The organism is Exiguobacterium sp. H66 (assembly GCF_018618705.1).
Taxonomy (GTDB): Bacteria; Bacillota; Bacilli; order Exiguobacteriales; family Exiguobacteriaceae; genus Exiguobacterium_A; species Exiguobacterium_A oxidotolerans.
Map to the genome: position 1 here is coordinate 309865 of NZ_JACSMQ010000003.1, position 20504 is coordinate 330368.

Here is a 20504-nt window from a genome sequence, read left to right on the forward strand (position 1 = left end):
AGGACATTCAGCGGTTTGCTTATTCAGTAACAGAAGTCGCCGTTTCACGTGCGACGAGTTGCGCCCGGATGTCTTTTTCATTCCGGCGTAAGAACAGACCGATGCCGACAAGGAGTAGCGCGGCACCCGTGATTTGAATCCAAGTCAGCGATTCCTGGAATAAGAAGTACCCGAAAATCATTCCCCAGACCGCTTCACCGAGAATCGTGATGCTGACGATGCTCGCACTGACACGGGACAGCGCCCAGTTGAACAAGTTATGCCCGAGCAACGTCGGGAAGATGGCGAGCAACACATAAATCAACCAATCCGTTTGAAACGCCGAGACGAGATCGACGGACTGAATCAGTGAGAACAGCAGCAAAACGACGGACGCGACAGCATAGACGGCAAAGGAATATGTATTCGTCGAGACGCTTGTCCGGACGTGTTGCCCGAGTAACCAGTATCCGGCGACTAAAATCGTCGCGAGTAGGGCCAGCCCGTCACCAATCAAGGCACGTGTTCCGACGGCGATATCACCGTATGCGACCAGTCCGCCGCCAAGCAGGGCGACGCCGACGAAAAACAACGCTTTTCGTGACGGGTGTTGCTTAAAGAAGACGGCGTTCCCGACTAAGACGAAGATGGGACTGGCGGTTACGAAGAGCGTTGAGCTGGCAACTGTCGTATAATCAAGAGAGAGAAACCATAACCAAAAGTGCCCGGCTAACAGGACGCCACTTAAAATCATGTGGCGAATCGTTGAGGAACTGAGGCTGAACAATTCTTTAACTTGAATGAGCGGCAGTAAAAGAAACGTCGAGAATAACATTCGGAAAAAAGCGACGGCCTCGATTGGCGTGTCTGCCCATTTCACAAAAATAGCCGATGTCGAAATAAAGAATAACGCCATGAATAAAGTAAAATACGGCATGAGTACCTCCACGTGTCTGTAGTTAGGAAATGAGGGTGTAACAATGCAATTGATCATTGCGGAAAAACCAAAACAGGCTGAAAAGCTCGCAGCACCGTATCCATCGGTCAAGCGGGACGGATACATCGAAATCAAACCGTGTGAGCGTTTCCCGAGTGGAGCGAAACTGGCTTACGCCGTCGGTCACCTTTGTGAATTACAGGAACCGGCCCATTATGATGCCAAGTGGAAACGCTGGAACTATGACCATCTGCCAATCATTCCGGAACGGTTCGATTACCGGCTCGCGAAAGGGAAAAGCAAAGCGTTTCAAGTCATTAAAAAACTGTTGAACGAGCGGACGACGACTTCCATCATTATAGCATCTGATGCCGAGCGAGAGGGAGAGGCAATCGTCCGATTAATTCTTCGCCTGGCTAACAATGCAAAACCGATCGAGCGACTGTGGATTTCAAGTTTGACGCCGCAAGCCGTTGATCATGGATTTGCGAATCTACTGGACGGAAAAGCAACGGAAAATATTTTTCATGAGGCGATGAGCCGCGCTTGCGCCGATTGGCTGATCGGTATGAATGCATCGCGTGCCTATACGACGTTACTGAAGAAAAAAGGCATTGCCGATGTCTTTTCGCTGGGGCGTGTCCAGACACCGACACTTGCCTTGATCGTCGAACGTGAGAAACAAATCGAACAGTTCAAGCCGGAAACCTATTTTGAAGTCGAGGCTGACTTTTCGCTGTATAAAGGAAAATACATCGATCAAAAAAAACAGACGAAGCTGACCGATCGGGCACTCGCGGAAGCAATCAAGGCACGGACGAAGGGGGAAGGAATCGTTGCGTTCATCACGAAGACGGAACAAATCGAGAAACCGCCGTTCTGGTTCAGTTTATCGTTGTTGCAAACGGAAGCGAGTCGACGGTTCGGACTTGGCGCAAAAGAAACACTTGATATCGCTCAAAAACTCTACATTCGCGGTTGGATCAGTTATCCCCGGACGGATTCATCGTTCGTCTCAAAGGAAGAAGCGGGTCAGTTCCCGACGATTTTGAATCGACTGTTGAAGCAACCGGAATACGGTGGACTGAAGGAAATTTTGACGAAAGATCCCACACACGATAAACGGTATGTCAATTCTGCGAAAGTCAGTGATCACTATGCAATCATCCCGACAGAAGAAGCGGGAGCGGTCGCGAAGTTATCGGGGCGTGATGCACAAGTGTACGATTTAATCGTCCGGCGGTTTTTAGCAGCTTTTGCACCCCCCGCGCGCGCTGAAAAAACAGACATCATCACGACGAGGGAGCAGGATCGTTTCTTGACAAAAGGCAGCCGGACGATTGCGCGCGGTTTCAAAGAAGTCTTGCAAATTGAGGCGAAGGAAGTTGAACTACCGGCAGTCGAACACGGACAACACGTCCCGATTAAAGGGGCAAAGTTACTTGAAAAACAAACGGAGCCACCGAAACGCTATACGGAAGGAACATTAATCCTCGGCATGAAGACAGCGGGGAAAGTCCTTGAAAATGAATTACAGGCGATCATGAAAGAAATCGAGGGACTTGGTACGGAGGCGACGCGTGCCGGAATCATCGACGGATTAAAGCGACGCGATTACATCCAGCTGAAGAAAAAAGAGATCCATCCGACAGCAAAAGGTCGGATTTTAATCGAGGCGGTCAGCGGGAGCATCTTGGCATCACCTGAGATGACGGCAAAGTGGGAAAGTCGGCTCGACCAAATCGGTAAAGGGGAAGCGTCTGCTGCCCAGTTCGTCGAACAAGCGAAAAAACTGTCGCAACACCTCGTCGATGATGCGAAGTCGCGTGTCGAGCAACTGCACGTCGATCCGTCGCAAGTTAAATCAAAAACGCGTCACGCCGCCGCAACGAACCGCCCGGTCGGACCATGTCCGCTCTGTCAGGCGGAAGTGCTTGATCGTGGGAAGTTTTATGGCTGCAGCGGGTATCAAAAAACGAACTGCGGTTTTACATTACCGAAAACAATCCTCGGAGCGCGCGTGACACAGGCGGAAGTCAAAAAAATCTTAACGACTCAAAAAACAAAGCCGCTCGAGATGAAGAAAAATGGCCGGACATTCAAGGCGATGTTGTATCTAGAGCGCGATCAATTAAAATTCGAGTTTATGAAAGGAGAGTCATGATGCATTACGATTTAATGGAGAACAGGGCGTTTATTCCGATATTCGAACGGTTTTTGAAGGAAGGAACAAAATTGACGGTTTGGTTTCCCGATGAAGTGACGATCGGACAAGCCGATGATTTGATTTTTGAAGCGGAAGAACTATTCGGTGTAGTGGCTGAAGTCATCGATGACCCCCAATCATTTGGCAAAGCACTGTTGTTGCCATATTTGACAGAACAGCAAACGCGGGAAGACGGATTTGTTCAGTATGAGACAACGATGACAGAAGAAGTCAAAGTGGTCTTACGCGAATTGACCTTACCGATGATGACGGAAGGCGATTTTTCCGTTTTGTATTCCTATCAGATTGATGGACCGGGTGGATCCCTGTTTGTTGAAGATTGGTTTAATGCGGAAGTTTTGCTTGGAGATGGAAAGAACTAGAAACCTTTTGTGCGTCGTTTGCGTATGAACATGTATCAAACGAAATAGGGGGAAATCTTCATGTCAGGTATTACTACGGGTCCGCTCCTGTCGCTGCTGAAAGCGGGAGGAACGATGGCTTACGTCGAAGGAGAAAGTTTCTTTTCAGACATGCCGGTCTTCATGGTCATCTTTTTTATCGTAATCTTGTCTTTTATGGCTTTTGCCTTGATCAGCGCCGTCACGAAAGGCGTCTCGACAAGCAGTTTGACGAATCATTTGCGCCATCATGCTTCTGAGCTCGTTACACCGACGGAAGACGGGGCACAAGCCTACGTCGCCTATCTCCGCTCCTTGTCGACGTTTCCGGTCGAGAAAACAAATTTAGAACCGGTCCGGTTAGTGAAAGGAATCTCAACGTTGATCAGCGCGACAGACCAAATCACCGAGGTAACGAAACAAGACATCACGGCACAGTATGCAAGGCTTGGTCTGCTCGACGGCGAAATCTTGGCAGATGAAGCACCTGTCCATCATCATTCGACACACCATTCGCATCACTCATGAACAAAAATGTCCGGTCACGAGTATGTGGCGGGGCATTTTTTCTGACGAAAAAGGAGTGAATCCGAACCTTTTTGTCATGTTTTTGTAACATACAACTATTTTTATTAAAATTAGATGAAAAGTAAAAAAAAATGAGCATATTTAATGGAAAAGTATAAAAAACCTTTACAATAGAAAGGACAGGTATCTCCTATACGTATTATTCAACTAGAGGAGAAGGGGGAGGATCGATCGTTTATGAGAACATGGCTTAATCGAACAATCGGACGCCAAATCATGTCCGCTTTCTATATCATTTTAGCAATGTTATTACTGACATCAGCAGGTGTATATTTCTATACGAAACAGCAGGTGCAAGGAGCTAAACAAGAACTAGCGACGTTAAATGAACACCGGACCAATGCGACGAATCTATATGAATCGTGGCAAAGTCTTCAATATGAGATGCGGGGATTCGTCTTACTTGGAGACGATGAAATGTTAGAGGAAATTAAAGCGAAACAACAAAATATCGATCAACAAACGACATGGTTCGAAAAAAATGCGGCATTTGCAGAAGAAGAGCAATACGCGAATGATGCACGGGAGCTGTATGACGCCTACACGACGCGCGTCATGCCGAGCCTGATTAATTATGTTGATGCTAAAAAAGACGGTGAAGTCGAAGAACCGTTCTTACAAATGGCGACGCTCGGTAAAGTCACGCAAACACCGAACCTGGATGCAGATCGGAAATTTAACATCGATACGAAAAGTGCAGCGGACATGAGTTCGAGTATCGTTGACATGGAGACCGTCTTTACGGATTATCGTAATTCATTAAATGAGAAGGAACTCGCTGCCCAAAATCGACTAGGGGCACAAATTAACTCATCTCAAGTTCTCGGCTTAATTAACTTAGCGGTTCTTTTATTCATTATCGTGTTATTCGTTCGACCATTTGTCGCGAAAATTACGCGTCAATTGCGTCAATTGAACCGAGAGAGCAGTCGATTAGCAAAAGGTGAAGATGCTTCACCCATTGAGGTCTTAAATGCAAAAGACGAGATTGGCGAGTTGACGACGACATTTAATTTAATGGCTGCGTCGATTTCAAATCAAAAATCGCAACTCGTCTCAAGTAACGATGAATTACAAAGTCAACAAGAAGAGTTAGTTGCCCAACAAGAGGAGCTTCAAACACAACAAGAAGAACTCGAAGAAGCGCTTGATGTGACGTTACGCAATGAGACGCATCTGCGGTACCGGAATGAATTGACAGAAACGCTCGCTTCACGCGAGACGTTAACAGCTTATCCTACCATCATCGAAAAATTAATCTCGATTACAGATGCCGAGTTCGGAGCGATTGTCTTTCTTGACGAGGACGAGTATACGGATATCGTCTCTTACGGCATGACGGTCGATCAAGAACGGAAACTTTTGACGTCATCACTTTCTCTACTTGAGCGAGCGCGTATGCATAAAAAAGCCGTACGTTCAACGAAACAAGTGACGAGTGATCATCCGTTGCCGTACCCTTATAGCATGTATGAAACGGTCGTACCCGTCATGGACCCATCGACGAACATGATGATTGCAAGCATCTATCTTGTCCGTTACCGTGATCAATTCAATGAAGACCAAACGGCTGAAATTTGGTCGTTCTCTCGTCAGCTCGCCTTGTCCTTACTACGGATGCGTGTGTTCGATGAAATTGAGCGGGAACGTGAAAAAACATCGAAACTGCTACACTCGATTCGTGAGGCAGTCATGTATATCGAAGAAGACCGGATTTTTGCCAATCGTCCATTGCTTGCGTTGTTCCATCATCCAGCGCACGATCAGTTCAATGACGAGGGTTTGATGACGCTCGATGTCAAAATTGAAGAATTGGCGGTTCAAGTCGATCAACACGATGCCTTTCTTGAGTACATGAATCAAGTCTGTAGTCATCAAGTACCGACGGAAAGTCTTTCGCTATCACTTAATAAAGAGGAGCGTTTCGTCACGCTCTATGCAGAAGGGATTCATTACGGTGGACGTTTCCGTGGGACGATGCTCGTCTTGCGTGACGTCACGGTCGAAACAGAAGTCGACCGGATGAAGTCGGAATTCGTCTCGACGGTGTCGCATGAGTTGCGCACACCACTCGCTTCGATTTTTGGCTACACGGAACTGATGTTAGCAAAAGAGTTGACACCTAACCGCCAACAACGCTATCTCGAAACGATTCATGCCGAGACTGAGCGATTGACGGGACTCGTCAATGACTTCCTCGACGTACAACGGATGGAATCCAGTCAGCAACACTATCATTTTAAAGAGCTTGACGTCGTAGCGATGATTCGTGAAATCGCTGAGTTCCAAGTCGGTTCGTCTCAAACTCATACTGTCTTGCTAGAGACGGATGACGCAGCAGTCGAAATGATTCAAGCCGATGAACAAAAAATGCGACAACTGTTCGGTAATTTAATCAACAACGCCATCAAGTATTCACCGGATGGCGGCGAGATTACGATTGGAATCGAACCTGCCGATAACTTATTGCGGATTCGGATTCAAGATGAAGGAATCGGTATTCCCCGTCACGCCTTGCCAGAGTTATTCAGCAAGTTTTACCGGGTCGATAATTCCGATAGCCGAAAAATTGGTGGAACAGGACTTGGACTTGCAATCTGTCAAGAAATCGTTCGTGCCCATGAAGGCATGATTCACGTCGATTCGACAGAAGGTGCCGGCTCGAGCTTTACAGTCGAATTGCCCATCATTCAAGAAAATCCGACAGCACTCTCACCAACACTGGAAATAACTGATTTTGAATGAAGGAAACCCTCTGCGTCCATACGGCGTAGGGGGTTTTGTCAATCTACGATATAATCACGGACATGGGATTAACTTGCTTGAAATCGGGAAATGGAAACTAACGGTTTTTCTAAAAAATAAGAGAGGATGTTGACTGATGCGTACAATCCGCCCTCCTTGTTAAACGGCGATTCAAGCGAACGTCCGTAAATTGTACATGATGCGTTTTGCAACAGCTTTCGTACCTGCTTATGTGATTGAGCGGTTGTTTTGGGAAGCGCGTGGAATGAGTGTTCTCGATGTGATTTACGCAGAAATTGTCTTCGCTTTGACTCAATTGTCGCTTGAGTTGCCGTTCGGACGAGCCACCGATCGCTTCGGGCGAAAGTGGTTTCTTGTCTTCGGGATGATGGCAGAATGTCTATCCTTCGCAATGCTATTGAACGCGTATACGTTGACTGCTTTTTTAGGTGCGATGGTACTCGCGGGGGTCGGGGCTGCTGCGATCAGCGGGACAGAAGAAGCCTTCTTATACGAGACGCTTGAACAAGTCGGTCGAGTCGAGCGATTCGAACGGACAGTTGGTCGACTGAATGCAGTCAGCCTCATGACAGCGGGACTTGCTGCCCTCATCGGCAGTTGGTTGACGCATTATACGATGTTTGAATTTCATTACAAGATTTCGCTCATCAGTTTAATGAGTGCGACACTGGTTAGCCTGACGTTACGTGAAACGCGACTCGTGGTTGAAGAATCGACAGCCCGTCCACTTCGTCTCGTTTGGCGAGAACTGAGAACACGCCCCATGTTGATCCGGATTTTTCTGTTTAGTGTCCTATTCGGGACGACGATTAATTTCATCGAAGAATTTTGGCAATTGTCAATGCGGGATCGTGGCATTCCCGTGACTGGATTTGGTCTCGTGTTCATTTTAATTATGGTAGCGCAAGGCGTTGGCAACCTGTTGCCCGCATTGACGAAGGGTTCGTTGACGGTAAACTTGAACGGGATGTTAGTCGTCTTTTTCGTAAGTGTCATCAGTTTTTCTTTGACGGGAATGGCAAGTATCCTCTTCCTGTTCATGGTGTTTCTGTTATACGGTCAGTCGGAGCCGATGACGAGTAGTCTCTTGCAAACTTATGCGTCAGCAAAAGAGCGGGCAACAATCGTTTCCATTGCTTCCTGGCTAGAGAGCGTGCTGATCATCATCGTCGGTCTCGGGTTCGGATTCATCAGTGAGCGGGCGAGTTTAGACATAGCGTATGTGTATCTATGTCTCGTGTCGTTCGTCCTTTGGTTATGCGTTGCGTGGTTAAGCAAACGATGGGAATGACGCCATCGTCGATTTGACGGCTACATGGGAAGGCCTGCTTAAAACATGGTGTTCGTCGTCATGGAAGATATCGAAAACGCCGCTGATTCCGTATGAAAAACGGAATCAGCGGCGTTTCATTGTGTGCAGAAAAACGTTTGGAAAAAACCGAGGAATCTCCAACACATCCCTTCAGCTCCACGTCTGTATAACGAACCGTTGCTTAGGAAATCTGTTGCGTCCGTTCGGTTGCTACTTGCTTGCGTAATTGCCGGGCCGGACGAATCATTAACAACGCGATTATACTCGCGATGAGATAGACGACTTCGATACTCAGCCAATCGGCGAGAAGACCGAACAGGAGACTCCCGAGACAAAAGCTAATCGTATAGACGGTCTGTTGAACACTGTAAACGTAAGGTAACCGTGCAATCGGGGTATCTGCTTGAAGCCGTGTATTTAATTCTATCGCCCGGAGTTGACTGGCGTAGCCCTGGACGACGCAAGCAATCAAGGCGACTACAACATGCGGAGCGAGACCAAACAGAAGCGTCGCGGCAATCGAGAGCAACACACTGAACTGTAGCAGTGAACGTTGCTTTCGGCGTCGCAGCATCTGGTAACTCCCGCCAATCATGCTGAGCAGATAAAATGCATTCAAGATGCCCCACCAACTGTCCGACACATGCAGGTGCGTAGCGATGTAGACGAGGAATAACGCTGAAATCCAGGCGGTACTCGCAAAGGCATCGATGCCAAGCAATGCCGTATTCAAACGGGCCGATACGTTAGTCCGGGTATACTGCAAACTTGAACGAAACGTCGGTTCATTACCTTCTTCTTCTACAGGCACTTGAAGGGAGCGCACTTGATAACGAAATAACGCCGTTCCGATACTTGCAACAAGAAAGAGCAGCAATGAGACGAATAAGACGGACTGGGGCGACCCTGTACTGACTAAAATCGCTCCGAGCGGCCACATGATCAGTTGGACGACTTGATTCGTTCCTTGGACGATGCTGTTTGCTTTTTGGAAATCGGTCGTGATTTGCGGAATGAAGGCACTTTCAATCGGTCGGGAAAAGCCGTCGAGAAAGGCAATCCAAACCACGAGAAGGAGCAACGCCACGAGTGGTAAATCAAGCAGGACGATCAAGGCGAGCGAGAGGGTCTTCATGAGCTGACTGAGCAACAAAAGCGTTGCATGGGGCATCTGCTTCGCAAGGCGGGCGAAAAAGAAGCCGCTGACCGTCATGCCTGCCGTTACGGCAATCGGAAAGAGCGCAGCTGTGCTCGCCTGTCCTGTTTGTTGATACAAGGTAGCGATGAGGGCGACGATGTAGAGCGCGTCCCCCGCATTCGCCATCCACTGGCTGACCAGTAAAGTCGTAAAACGGTTCATCTAAAAAACCTCCACATCAATCATATTTAGTTAGTGGTTAGTGTTTTAGATGAATTTACATTGGACGACCTCATTTCAGTCAATTTTGACTAAAGTATATAAGGAAAATAATGGATTGTCAATTCCCTTTGTACGAAGTGCCCTTACACCGGCCGCTGTTTCCGTAAGGCACGCATGTTGAGGAGGACGAAGACAAGCATAAATCCGGCAAGGACCACAAGATCGAGCCAAATTTCACGGAAGCCGTACCCGCGAATCATGATGTTTTGCAGGGCATCAGCGGCGTACGTCAACGGCATCAGCCGATTGATGACTTCGACCCAGGTCGGGGCATCCGTCAAATCAAATAGACCGCTGAAAAAGATTTGCGGGACGATCGCGAGCGGGATGAACTGAATCAATTGAAATTCCGTCCGTGCGAAACTCGATAGGAGGAGTCCGAGTGACAGGGCGACGCTTGCCGTCAATAAATTGACGAAGAGTAACAGAAAATAGTTGCCTTGTTGTGTCACGTTTAAGATATTAACGATGAATAATTGAATTAAAATCGTCTGGATTGTGACGAATAAGAAAAAACCGAAAAAATATCCGAAGACGATGCTCGACCGTCTGAGCGGAGTAGCAAGGGTCCGCTCGAGCGTCCCGCTAGACCGTTCACGGAGGAAACTGACCCCGGCGATGATGAAGACGAATAAAAAGATGAAAAATCCCATCAAGGCAGGTGCAATTTGATCAAACAGTTCTGCATCTTGATCTCCATATAAAAAGCGGATATCTGGTTCCATCATTGATCGTGATGCGGTAGGGGGAACGGTCAATTTTTGATTCGTCAATTGTTCGAGCCGTTGTTGCAGCTGATCAACTGTTTCACGTAACTGTGCATTCGCTGTCGTCGCTTGCTTCATCTCGACGGCCGTTAACGTTTCGCGGATGACTTGGATGGCGTGGGCATTTTTCGAGACGTCGCCGCCTTCAATCAAAATCTCCGGAGCATCATCCTGGTACGTGATCAATGCTTCGATCTGTTGGTCTTCCATCGCTTGTTTTCCGTCCGCATAACTCGGATAGGTCGCCGTCGCCGTTTTCGATGCGAGAACCGCGTCAAACGTTTTGGGTAGGTCGAAGGTGCCGATCGTGACTTCATCTGAACTCGAACCGAGGATTGATGACAATAAAAAGAGAACGAATAGGGGGCGAGGAACATCATCGCAATGGTCCGTTTGTCCCGAAAAATTTGCGAGATGACACGTTCTGCTACGGTCAGTGTCTGCATCAGACTTGCTCCTTTCGGATGAAGGCTTCATCGATTGAGCCGAATCGCTGAATTAATTCCGCAGGGGTACCGGCGTCAATCAATCGCCCATGTTGAATCAATAATAAACGATCGCATCGCTCGGCTTCATCCATGACGTGTGTCGTGACGAGGATGGTGACGCCAGACTTCCGCAGTTGGTCGAACTCATGCCAAAACGTTTTCTTTAGGGCGGGATCAATTCCGACGGTCGGTTCATCAAGCAGAAGCAAAGTCGGTTCATGAATCAAGGCAATCGCAAGACTGAGGCGGCGTTTCATCCCACCGGAAAATTGATGGATTGGGCGGTCGGCATCATGCTTTAAGTCGACGAACTGGAGGACGGCTTCAATTCGGGCACGGAGGCGGTCTTTTTTTAAGCCGTACAGCTTGCCGAAATAGCGTAAATTGCCCCGTGCCGTCAAATCCTCATACAAAGCATCAGCTTGTGCCATATAACCGATTTTTTCTGCCTGACGTAACGACGGTTGCTGTGACCCGAGTACAGTGACGGTTCCGCTTGACGGGGTTTGGAGGCCGATCAGCGACTTGATTAATGTTGTTTTACCAGATCCGCTTGGTCCAATCAGCCCGACGATTTCACTCGGACCTATCGAAAAATTGACATCTGTCAACACGTCGATTTTTCCGAAGCGTTGGGAGTAGTTCTTGACTTCAATCATCATTTTCACGTCCCTTCTCTCTTTCTATACCCGCAAACCTTACTTTTTTTGTCCAGTCGCAGATGGGAGTAACAGGCGGAGCGTTGCGTAGAAATAACAGACGGAAATGATGTAAAACAAACTACCGATCGTCAAGAAGTCAATTAGGTAACCGGCAAGGATGATGCCTCCGGCTGACCAAAGTGACGTTTTAAAATGATAGCCCCCGATGTGACGGCCGACGACGGTCGTAGCAATCTCTTGCCGCGCGAGGACGGTTTTTTCCGTATTCTTCTGGATGGCACCAAGGAGACCCATCGCGATTTGGATGAGATAGACATGACTGATTGCCGTCACGACAGGGATGTATAGGAGCAACAGTGCCATGCCAAGCGTATGAACGACCAGTAAGACTCGGTCCCCGAACCGGTCACTGAAACGACCGATGGCTAAGTAGGCGAAAGCGGACGTCAAGGTGAAGAGACCATAGGCGAGTCCGAACTGGGCATACGAGTCACCCAGTTCGCGAATCAAGAGCAAGTAAAAGGGAAAGATGATGCTACTGCTCATCAAAACAATACTTTGGACACGGAGAAACAGCGGATAGTTCATCAAAAATCTCCTTACTGGAAGTAGTCGATATAAAATTGATTGAGGAAAACAGCATGCGGGTCATATTGTTGTTTGGCCGCTTTAAACGCTGCAGCGGACGGATAGGCACGATTGAATTGTTGCCGCGTCGCAAACGGATAGTACGGTAAATAGTAGCTCCCATCCGCATCGAGTGTCGCATCAATCAGCTTTTGAATAACTCGTTTCGTTTTAGCGAGCGACGCCGGATCGGTTTTTGTATGGATGAGCCAAACGAGTGCGAACATATCCTGCTTCGCATAGGACAATACGGCCGTCTCATCCTGTTCGACGTAGCGGATTGTGATGTTCAAGACGTTTAAGTCATCCTGCGTTAAGATCGAGCGGATGCGATTGATGTACGGGACAAACGCATCGACCGGGATGAAATACTCCTGCAAGAGCTCGGTCCGGCCCGGGTTCGTGTACTCCATGAAGGCGCTATCCGACCGCATGACGTTGTTGCGTGATTCATTGGTACCGGTCTGGTTCAAGAAATATGATTTTTGGAACGACCACAGCTGGTTTTTTCCGAAATCACTGTAGCGTGACATGCCTAACAAGGCTTTCGGTAAGGCAATGATACGCTCTTGTTTTAACGGTTCGTCTTCAATCGGACCCGCACGGCTCGAACGTAAATAGTTCGTTAGATACATCTCGCGGAAAAATCCGTCAGGCGCAACCGAAATCCGACCGATGTGCATCCGAACGGAGTCGTTTTCTAACACGTGTTCCCGAAAATAAGCAGGGTAGTCTTCGTACGACAAGGCAATCGTCTGTTGCTGATACCATTCGTCTTCCGTCAACTGTAAGGTGACGTCGAGGATGACACCGAACAACCCGTAACCACCCGGGACAAGGTGGAATAACGCCTCATTTTCGGTGCGGCTGACATTCAAGATGGTACCGTCCGCAGTCAACAAGCGAAATGAATCGACTGTATCGAGTAAGGAACCATAGCGGATATCCCGACCGTGTACATTGACGCTCAGCGCACCACCAACCGTAAAGATATTTTGCGACTGCATGACTTTGATGGCCAGGCGGTCGGGCTGGATTTTTTGTTGGATATCTGCCCAGGTGACGCCACCTTGGACGGTGATTCTGCGTTGCGTCGGCTGATAGCTTAAAATCCGGTTGTACGATTTCATATCGAGAACGGTCGCACCCGGCAGGTAGGTCTGAGCGCCCTGGCTGTGTTGCAGACCGGCAATCGAGATATGTTCCTGTTTGGCAGCCAGCTGCCGGACCCAAGCCGTCAAGTCATTTGTCGACGTCGCCGCGTGGATTTGTTTGACGTGCATCGGTAAAATCCGTGACTGGTCCGACACGGTGACATCACGTTGTTCGTAAGATACATAAGACAAGCCAAATGCCGTCATGTAGAGACCAATGACGGCAATGATGAACACTCGTTTCATAATTTCTCCTTTGTCATGGAGTGGGGTGAGACAGAATCAAACGGATTCGTCAAACGTGTCGCAGCGGCTTCTGCCTGTGCGACCGGTTCCGTGAAGATTAGCTGTTCACGTCGTAAGCGATAGGCACGCTCGAGACGACTCGTCAGCAAGTTCCCGAGGAAGACGAGCGCAGCGATGCTGATTGCGGGAATCAGGAACAGGTGATTGATCCAGGAAACGGCTGAAAACTGAAGGAAGTAGAAACCGAACTGGGAAGACCATTCAAAGATCGTTGGTGAAACATCGTTCGCAAAGCGTGAAAGTGTCCCGCCGAAAAATAACCCGAACAAGGACAGGTGAATCAAGACCATCAACGTTTGGACGAACTGTTGCATGAAAACAATGGCAAGCGTCGGTAAAAGATGCGGCCAAATGTGCTTTCTAAATTGGTAATGGGGACTGCCGCCGAGTGTTCGGGCGACGACCATGAACTCTTGCGTCAACAAGTGACGCGTTTCACTGACTAAATACATCAGTAAGGCAGGTAACCCGAGTAAAATCAGTACGCCTGTCTCAAAGAGGACACGGGAAGACAAGGACGGAATGTCTTCTGGACTTGCAAAAAATAAGCCTGTCAACAAAATGAAATAGGCCAGTAAGGAAATCGGTAAAATTAAAAAGCCGTCAAGAACGGTACGAATTGCCGTATTTAATCTTTTACCCCGAAAGGCGAGCGGCACGCCGATCAACAGAGCGAGTAGGATGCGTCCGAAGGCGACGGCAAAGCAAATCCCAATCGTCCACTTGGCACCGGCAATCATGATTTGGAACAAATCGTTGCCCGCCCGGTCAGTTCCGAACCACTGCTCACGCGATGGTTCAAGTGGAGATGTCGCGAGGAACGTCCCATCCGCCGCGTACCGGTTCGAGATTTGGTCGACTTGTCCGTCACGAAATAGAGTATGTCCGACACTGAGTAGGAGTAGCGTCGCAAAAATCAGGATACAGCCCCAAAAGAACGGATCACGCAATAAGACACGTCTCATAAAGCACCACCTTTCCAAGCTTTTGGAATACAAAGCTCAGCAATCAAGTCAATCAAAAAGAACGGTAAGTAAATCAAGAGGAGCGTCACGAGCAAGACGGGAAGTTGCGGATTCATGATTACGAACCGAAACAGACCTTGGACATTGAATGTGTATTCGATGACGACGAGACTCGATAAAATCGTGATGACGTTGGCGCGGAAAAACAGATAGAACCGATAAAACAAGTTCGGAATCAAGTGTGACCAAAATAAATGATTCGTGTGTGTCCCTTTGGCGCGGGCAAGTTCGATATAGCTGGCTCCTTCCTCTTCTTGAATCTGTCCCGTCAACCATTTGATGAAGAAGAAGAGGGTCGTCAGCGACAGCGTCAGAATCGGAAGGAAACGGATTGAATCAGCAAAACCGCCGGCGACTTCGATTTGGTCGAAACCGGTCGTCTTAAAAAGAACGATGATGATGTACTGTGAAAAAATCACCCAAAATAAATCCGGCACCATCTCGAGTACACGCGTCGTCTGCTTCAACAGGTTACGTGTCCGCAGACGCGCGCGATAAAAGAAAAACGCGTAGACAAGTGCGGCGATAAACGAACAGACGAGGGCACTACTGAAGATCAGCAGCGTCTCCTGGATGAACGGTTGTAAGTCCGGCAACAACGGACGAAGCTGTTGTGCGGTCACATTGTAATAGAGAATCGGTTCGACACCAGTCAAAAACAGGACTTGTTGTTTGAGCGCATCGGTGTAATTCGAAAAGTTCGGACGTAACTGGACGATCAATGCCGGTAAGGCGCTGATGCACAGTAAAACGACCAACGATACGATGAACTGAAGCGACTTTCGAATGACTAGGGAAACCATGATAAAACCTCCTTCTTTGATCGTCAGCCAATCGCCTGGATCCGGTCGTTCCCAACCAGGATCAGCTGACTGTTAAGATGTTTTCGACGCACGACATACCGTTCGAACTGTTTTGTTGCGATATAGGAATCCCGGTCGGATAACGTCGACAGGTGGACAAGGACGTGCTTCAAGTGCGGTTGTCCTTCACCTAACGCCAAGTGGGTCATGTGGTTCGCTTCGTTAAGACGGTTCAGGAACAATTCAACTTTACAGCCCTCCTTAATCAACTCACTGATTAAGAACGAAGCTTGTTCGATGAAGCGTTCCGATTGATTATGTAAGCCGTATCCACTTGGACCCGACAAATTGAGGGCGATGGTGAATGTGTCCTGATTACTCGTCTCATAGACTTTTGCTTGCAGACGGCCGGTTTTTGCTGTCGCGTACCAATCGATGTCCTTCGACGGTTCCGTCGTATACGCTTTTGATCCAAGCTGGACCAATTTGTTTTTTAATGGTGAATAGCGGTCCGGACGATCACCAATCCGTAAGCGGTTCAGCAGGAAAGGGGTCGCTTGTGCCGTTAACGAAGGCAGCACCGTGAACTGCGGATAACTGTCGAATGAAAATAAGTAAACGCCCATCCGCCAGGGCAGACGAATCGTTAAGATGATTTCGTCGAGTGCCGTCGGACCACGTTTGACGGTCTGGATTGGGATCGTAAACAATTCTTCCGTCAAGACCAGTTCGGTATCATACGTGTGGGGATGGAGCGCGTCACTCGTCGTGAAAACAATCCCGTCAGCAGCATGGAGACGGAGCGAGGCCTTAAGGCCGAGTGAAAAAAAAAGTTCGAGTCCGAAAAGTTGCAGCTGGAGATCCGTTTGTTCTTGGTTGAACATCAATCGTTCATAGTGTTTCCATTCTAAAGCGACTTCCCGGCGGAGTTGCCGTTCCGTCCGGTTGACGACGACATGAATCGTCGCGAGTGCGGCAAAAAGAAACCCGAGTCCCGAGACGACGGGGAGGAATAAGAATAAAAATGTCAATATGCAATAGACGGGAAATAATTTTTGTTCGAGCCAAAAGGGGACGGAACGTTCGATTTTCATCCGCGTCACCCAATCTCGACAGGAACTGGAATGGCATCAAGGAGATGGTACAAGACTTGGGCCTTTGTCGTCTTGATGCCCCCTTCAAGTGTCAATGTCAGGCGGTGGGCCAAGACATGTTTTGCAAGGTGTTTGATGTCCTCCGGAATGATGAAGTCGCGTTGATTCAAGAAAGCATAGCTTTGGGACGCGCGAAGCAGGGCAATCGCACCACGTGGACTGACACCGACTTCAACGAGTTCATGATTCCGTGTCGCCTGAACGATATGCAGCAGATAATCGAGCACGTCTTGCGACGCATGGACATGTCGTGCTTCTTCCTGCCATGAAATCAAGTCCCCTCCTGACGCAATCCCGACGGCTGATCGGCGGACGTTCGTCAAAATCTCAGACAGCAAGCGGCGTTCGTTCTCAAAATCCGGATAACCGACTTCGATCGCGACCATAAACCGGTCGAGTTGGGCGTCCGGTAGTGGGAACGTTCCTGCCGATTCAATCGGGTTTTGTGTCGCGATGACGAAGAATGGGGCTGGCATCTGATAGGTCGTTCCACCGATCGAGACTTGACGTTCTTCCATCGCTTCGAGCAATGCCGATTGTGTCCGCGGGACGGCGCGGTTGATCTCATCGATTAAGACGACGTTTGCAAACAACGGTCCACGCTTATTCTCGAACTCCTGCGTCTTTAAGTTGAAGAAGTCTGAACCGATGACATCGGACGGAAGCAAATCCGCCGTGAACTGAATCCGCGAGAAGGCACTTTCAAAGCTCTGAGCGAGCGCTTTGGCGAGCATCGTTTTCCCTGTTCCCGGTACATCTTCTAGTAGAATATGTCCTTCTGCGATGAGTGCCGTCAGACAGAGATCAATGACGTCCGGTTTACCGAGATAGATCGAATTGAGTTGGTCTTTTAATTGTTGTAGTTTCATAGGAAATCCCTCCAAGGTCAAATGGTTGAGTAGCGTGCTAATTGTTGTTCGAAACGTAGAATTTCATCGTCCGTAATGATGGTTTCCGACATGATGATCCCGTCATTTTGATTTTTAACAGGTATTCCTTCAAAAAGATTTTCGTCCGAAACAGGCTTAACAGGATCCGGCATGATGTAATGCGTGTAGACATACGTCGTGAAAGTTTGAAACAAGAACAGTCCGCTTAAAATGACGCCGATTGACATGATGAAGCGTTGCCGTAACACATGTATTCCGCCTTCCTGTCTTTATCGAAGAAAAAAGATGGTCGTTCTTTTAATTAAGGAAAAAATATCCATATGTACTTAGGGAGATTTTAGCATACACTGTTAATAAATAAAAATAATTTTCTGAAAATAAGGGTGGGGGAAGACGATTCATTTTCAAGCGGTAAGGGTATCATTCAAACAGTGGATCTTGAAAGGGAAAGGATGTTATGCATGAAATTGATTATTTTTGGGGCAACCGGTCAAACCGGACAAGAACTCGTCAAACAGGCGATTGCGCATGACCATGAGGTGACGGCGTTCGTCCGTAATCCGGATAAGTTGGAACTAAAAGATGAACGACTTCATGTCGTCACGGGGGACGTCTTAAATCAAGAGGATGTCAATGCGGCGCTTGTCGGACAAGATGCTGTTTTGACGGCGTTAGGGACAGAAAGCCTTGCCTACAGTGGATTTTTAGAACGAAGTCTCGTCCGGATCATCAATGCGATGAAAGTCAGTGGTGTGACGCGGATTGGTTACGTCGCATCAGCAGGTGTTGATAAAGAATTACCAGGTGCACAAGGATTACTCGCACAGCAAATCTTAAAGAATCCCTTACGTGATCACCGGCAAGCGATTGACTTGTTGAAACAGGCAGACGTCGACTATACGGTCGCACGACCACTCCGTTTGATGAATGGTCCGTTAACCGGGATGTACCGCCAAACAGCTGACGGTGTACCCGACCAAGCGAAACAAATCAATCGGGCCGATGTCGCCCATTTCCTGCTTGAAGCGATTGAACAGGAAGAATCGATTCGCGAAAGTGTCGGTCTCGCTGAATGAAAAGAAGTCCCCATCCACGAACCTTTCTGAAAAGGAAAGGTACCGGATGGGGGCTTTTAAATACGACGAATTATTGTTGGCGGTAGATCGAGACAGAACCACCATTGACGAAAAATTGACCATACCCGTCTGCATTGATCGTGACGGAAGCTGAATTGTTTCCAGTGATGTCTGTCCAGACTTCTCCTTTGTTCTGAAGCCCAACGTACATCCACTTGCTCCCACCAGGGCCGTCAGACAGGATTGTCGCAAGACCTGATTTTGCCCGGTCTGAGACACCTTCACGTGTCCAACCGATGATGTCTTGGTTATCGAGGTAATCATTTTGTTTCCCGAACGCGAAGTCCTTCCGTGCTTTTAGAATCGGATCGATTTTTGACGCGAGGGCAGGGATTTCGCGGTTCGATGAGCCTTTTGTTCCGTAGTAGTCCCCGTAAAAGACAGATGGATAGCCTTGTTCCCGCGTCAAAATCATCGCGTAAGCAAGGGGCTTGAACCAGGATTGAACGGTCGATTCGAGCGATTGACCAGGTTGAGAATCATGATTTTCAACGAGTGTGACGGCAAGCGTCGGATTATCTTGGACGAGTGTGCCGTTAAAAATTGTGCGCATGTCATAAAAGCCGCCGCCTTTACTCGCTTGTTCGAATTTGTAATGAAGTGGAGCGTCAAAGACCGATTGTTTATAGTTCGTCTGACTTAAATAGTTTTTAAGCGTCCCGAGATCGTTCTGCCAGTACTCGGCGACTGTGAATAATTCCTTACCCGTCGTCTGACGAACATTCGTCAACCAATCTGCGAGATACGTATGTTTGATGTGTTTGACGGCATCAAGACGGAATCCATCGAGCCCGAGTTCATTGACGTACCATTTCCCCCAGTTTTTCATTTCCTGCTGCACTTCCGGGTGATCGAAATCAATGTCTGCATACATCAAGTAATCATAGTTTCCATTTTCAGAAGATACATTCGAGTCCCACGACTTACCTGTTCCGCGGAATTTATAGATGGCACTTTTTGAGCGGGATTGATCCCAATCCGTTCCGTCGAAGTGATACCATTTCCATTTGAAGTTTGAATAGGCATTGCTCCGCGCCGCGAAGTTGAACCCGGTCCAGGCCTGGATTTGATAGTCGCCAGAGACTTCTTGATTACGGTTACCCGGATTGACTTCGACGGCCGTGACGGATTCCGTAAAGTCAGCACCACCCTTGTGGTTCATGACGACATCACCATACACATCGATTCCAGCCGTGTGCAATTGTCCGATGGCGGATTTCAATTGCGTTTTCGTGCCGTACTTCGTCCGGACTGTTCCTTTTTGATTAAACTCACCGAGGTCATATAGATCGTAGGCACCGTAGCCGACATCATTTTGGGTCGTTCCTTTGTAGGCAGGAGGAATCCAAACAGATGTAATTCCGAGTTGATCAAGCTTAGAAGCGTCGTTTCCTAGACGATTCCAATGGTTCCCGTCGTTTGGTAAATACCATTCAAAGTATTGCATCATCGTCCCGTTGTCTGCTGTTGCCCCTACTGCAATCGGTTGCGCAAGTGGCACTAAAAACGTCACGCTTGCAAGAGATGCGACAATCAAGCTTTTATGTTTCATCAAAAAGCCTCCTCTATCAAATTATGAAAACGCTTGCATTAATTATTATAGCAAGTTGAAACGTGGGGAATATCATCCTCAAACCTTATTTATGTATCTTTTAAAATCATGACTTTTGCCTCTAGAATAGTTCTTCTAAATAATAATTCATCGTTTATTGATTCGTGATTCACTAAAAAACAGGACCTTCTAACCGTTGAACAATTATGCTAACTCTGATTTCTGGATTCCTCTAAATAGAAGAGGTCTTTCGTCCATCTTCCATAAGAAAGACAAGTGATGTGAAAATGGGAGTGTAATACGGTTTGACATTGCATGTCCATACTTAACC

General features: G+C 48.0%; 18 protein-coding genes. 6 read left to right on the forward strand and 12 right to left on the reverse strand.

Annotated elements, in window-relative coordinates; translation table 11 throughout:
- Positions 1-19 precede the first annotated feature (19 nt).
- A complete protein-coding gene (locus tag KNP88_RS07555; protein WP_214810768.1) occupies positions 20-916 on the reverse strand; it encodes a DMT family transporter in 897 nt (298 codons plus the stop codon).
- A 43-nt stretch (positions 917-959) separates the two neighbouring features.
- Between KNP88_RS07555 and KNP88_RS07560 the strand changes: the two genes are divergently transcribed.
- From KNP88_RS07560 to KNP88_RS07580, 5 genes are all read left to right on the forward strand, one after another.
- On the forward strand, positions 960-3080 hold the full coding sequence (locus KNP88_RS07560; protein ID WP_214893100.1) for a type IA DNA topoisomerase: 2121 nt from the start codon (positions 960-962) through the stop codon (positions 3078-3080).
- On the forward strand, positions 3080-3505 hold the full coding sequence (locus KNP88_RS07565) for a hypothetical protein (protein WP_214893101.1): 426 nt from the start codon (positions 3080-3082) through the stop codon (positions 3503-3505). Before KNP88_RS07560 ends, KNP88_RS07565 begins: the two co-directional genes overlap by 1 nt.
- 60 nt (positions 3506-3565) lie before the next feature.
- Positions 3566-4051 carry a hypothetical protein gene (locus tag KNP88_RS07570; RefSeq protein ID WP_214893102.1) on the forward strand — a complete coding sequence of 162 codons (486 nt, stop codon included), beginning with the start codon at positions 3566-3568 and terminating at the stop codon, positions 4049-4051.
- A 237-nt stretch (positions 4052-4288) separates the two neighbouring features.
- Positions 4289-6856, forward strand: a complete 2568-nt coding sequence (locus KNP88_RS07575; RefSeq protein ID WP_214893103.1) for an ATP-binding protein — start codon at positions 4289-4291, stop codon at positions 6854-6856.
- Positions 6857-7052: 196 nt separating this feature from the next.
- On the forward strand, positions 7053-8168 hold the full coding sequence (locus KNP88_RS07580) for an MFS transporter (RefSeq protein ID WP_251137161.1): 1116 nt from the start codon (positions 7053-7055) through the stop codon (positions 8166-8168).
- Between the two features lie 202 nt (positions 8169-8370).
- Here the strand turns inward: KNP88_RS07580 and KNP88_RS07585 are convergent, their stop codons facing one another.
- The 10 genes from KNP88_RS07585 to KNP88_RS07630 all read right to left on the reverse strand — a co-directional run bounded on the left by KNP88_RS07585 (position 8371) and on the right by KNP88_RS07630 (position 17733).
- Positions 8371-9549, reverse strand: a complete 1179-nt coding sequence (locus tag KNP88_RS07585) for an MFS transporter (RefSeq protein ID WP_214893104.1) — start codon at positions 9547-9549, stop codon at positions 8371-8373.
- Positions 9550-9692: 143 nt separating this feature from the next.
- Positions 9693-10721: an ABC transporter permease gene (locus KNP88_RS07590; protein ID WP_251137162.1), complete on the reverse strand. Its 1029-nt coding sequence runs from the start codon at positions 10719-10721 to the stop codon at positions 9693-9695.
- Positions 10722-10821: 100 nt separating this feature from the next.
- Positions 10822-11523, reverse strand: coding sequence for an ABC transporter ATP-binding protein (locus KNP88_RS07595; RefSeq protein WP_214893152.1), 702 nt, complete (start codon positions 11521-11523; stop codon positions 10822-10824).
- A 39-nt stretch (positions 11524-11562) separates the two neighbouring features.
- On the reverse strand, positions 11563-12114 hold the full coding sequence (locus KNP88_RS07600; RefSeq protein ID WP_214893105.1) for an MFS transporter: 552 nt from the start codon (positions 12112-12114) through the stop codon (positions 11563-11565).
- A gap of 11 nt (positions 12115-12125) precedes the next feature.
- Positions 12126-13553 carry an FAD-binding oxidoreductase gene (locus KNP88_RS07605; RefSeq protein WP_214893106.1) on the reverse strand — a complete coding sequence of 476 codons (1428 nt, stop codon included), beginning with the start codon at positions 13551-13553 and terminating at the stop codon, positions 12126-12128.
- Positions 13550-14578, reverse strand: coding sequence for an ABC transporter permease subunit (locus tag KNP88_RS07610; protein ID WP_214893107.1), 1029 nt, complete (start codon positions 14576-14578; stop codon positions 13550-13552). Before KNP88_RS07610 ends, KNP88_RS07605 begins: the two co-directional genes overlap by 4 nt.
- Positions 14575-15441 carry an ABC transporter permease subunit gene (locus KNP88_RS07615; protein ID WP_214893108.1) on the reverse strand — a complete coding sequence of 289 codons (867 nt, stop codon included), beginning with the start codon at positions 15439-15441 and terminating at the stop codon, positions 14575-14577. The genes KNP88_RS07610 and KNP88_RS07615 overlap by 4 nt, the downstream gene beginning before the upstream one ends.
- Positions 15442-15464: 23 nt before the next feature.
- Positions 15465-16535, reverse strand: a complete 1071-nt coding sequence (locus KNP88_RS07620; protein ID WP_214893109.1) for a DUF58 domain-containing protein — start codon at positions 16533-16535, stop codon at positions 15465-15467.
- A gap of 5 nt (positions 16536-16540) precedes the next feature.
- Entirely contained in the window at positions 16541-17464 is a 924-nt protein-coding gene (locus KNP88_RS07625) for an AAA family ATPase (RefSeq protein ID WP_214893110.1), read from the reverse strand.
- 17 nt (positions 17465-17481) lie between these two features.
- Positions 17482-17733: a hypothetical protein gene (locus KNP88_RS07630; RefSeq protein ID WP_214893111.1), complete on the reverse strand. Its 252-nt coding sequence runs from the start codon at positions 17731-17733 to the stop codon at positions 17482-17484.
- A 213-nt stretch (positions 17734-17946) separates the two neighbouring features.
- On the opposite strand from KNP88_RS07630, the gene KNP88_RS07635 reads away from it, so the two are divergent.
- Complete coding sequence (locus tag KNP88_RS07635) at positions 17947-18561, forward strand: NAD(P)-dependent oxidoreductase (RefSeq protein WP_088836669.1); 615 nt, start codon at positions 17947-17949, stop codon at positions 18559-18561.
- A gap of 70 nt (positions 18562-18631) precedes the next feature.
- On the opposite strand, the gene amyS is transcribed toward KNP88_RS07635, so the two are convergent.
- A complete protein-coding gene (gene amyS, locus KNP88_RS07640) occupies positions 18632-20173 on the reverse strand; it encodes an alpha-amylase (RefSeq protein ID WP_088836670.1) in 1542 nt (513 codons plus the stop codon).
- Positions 20174-20504: the final 331 nt, after the last annotated feature.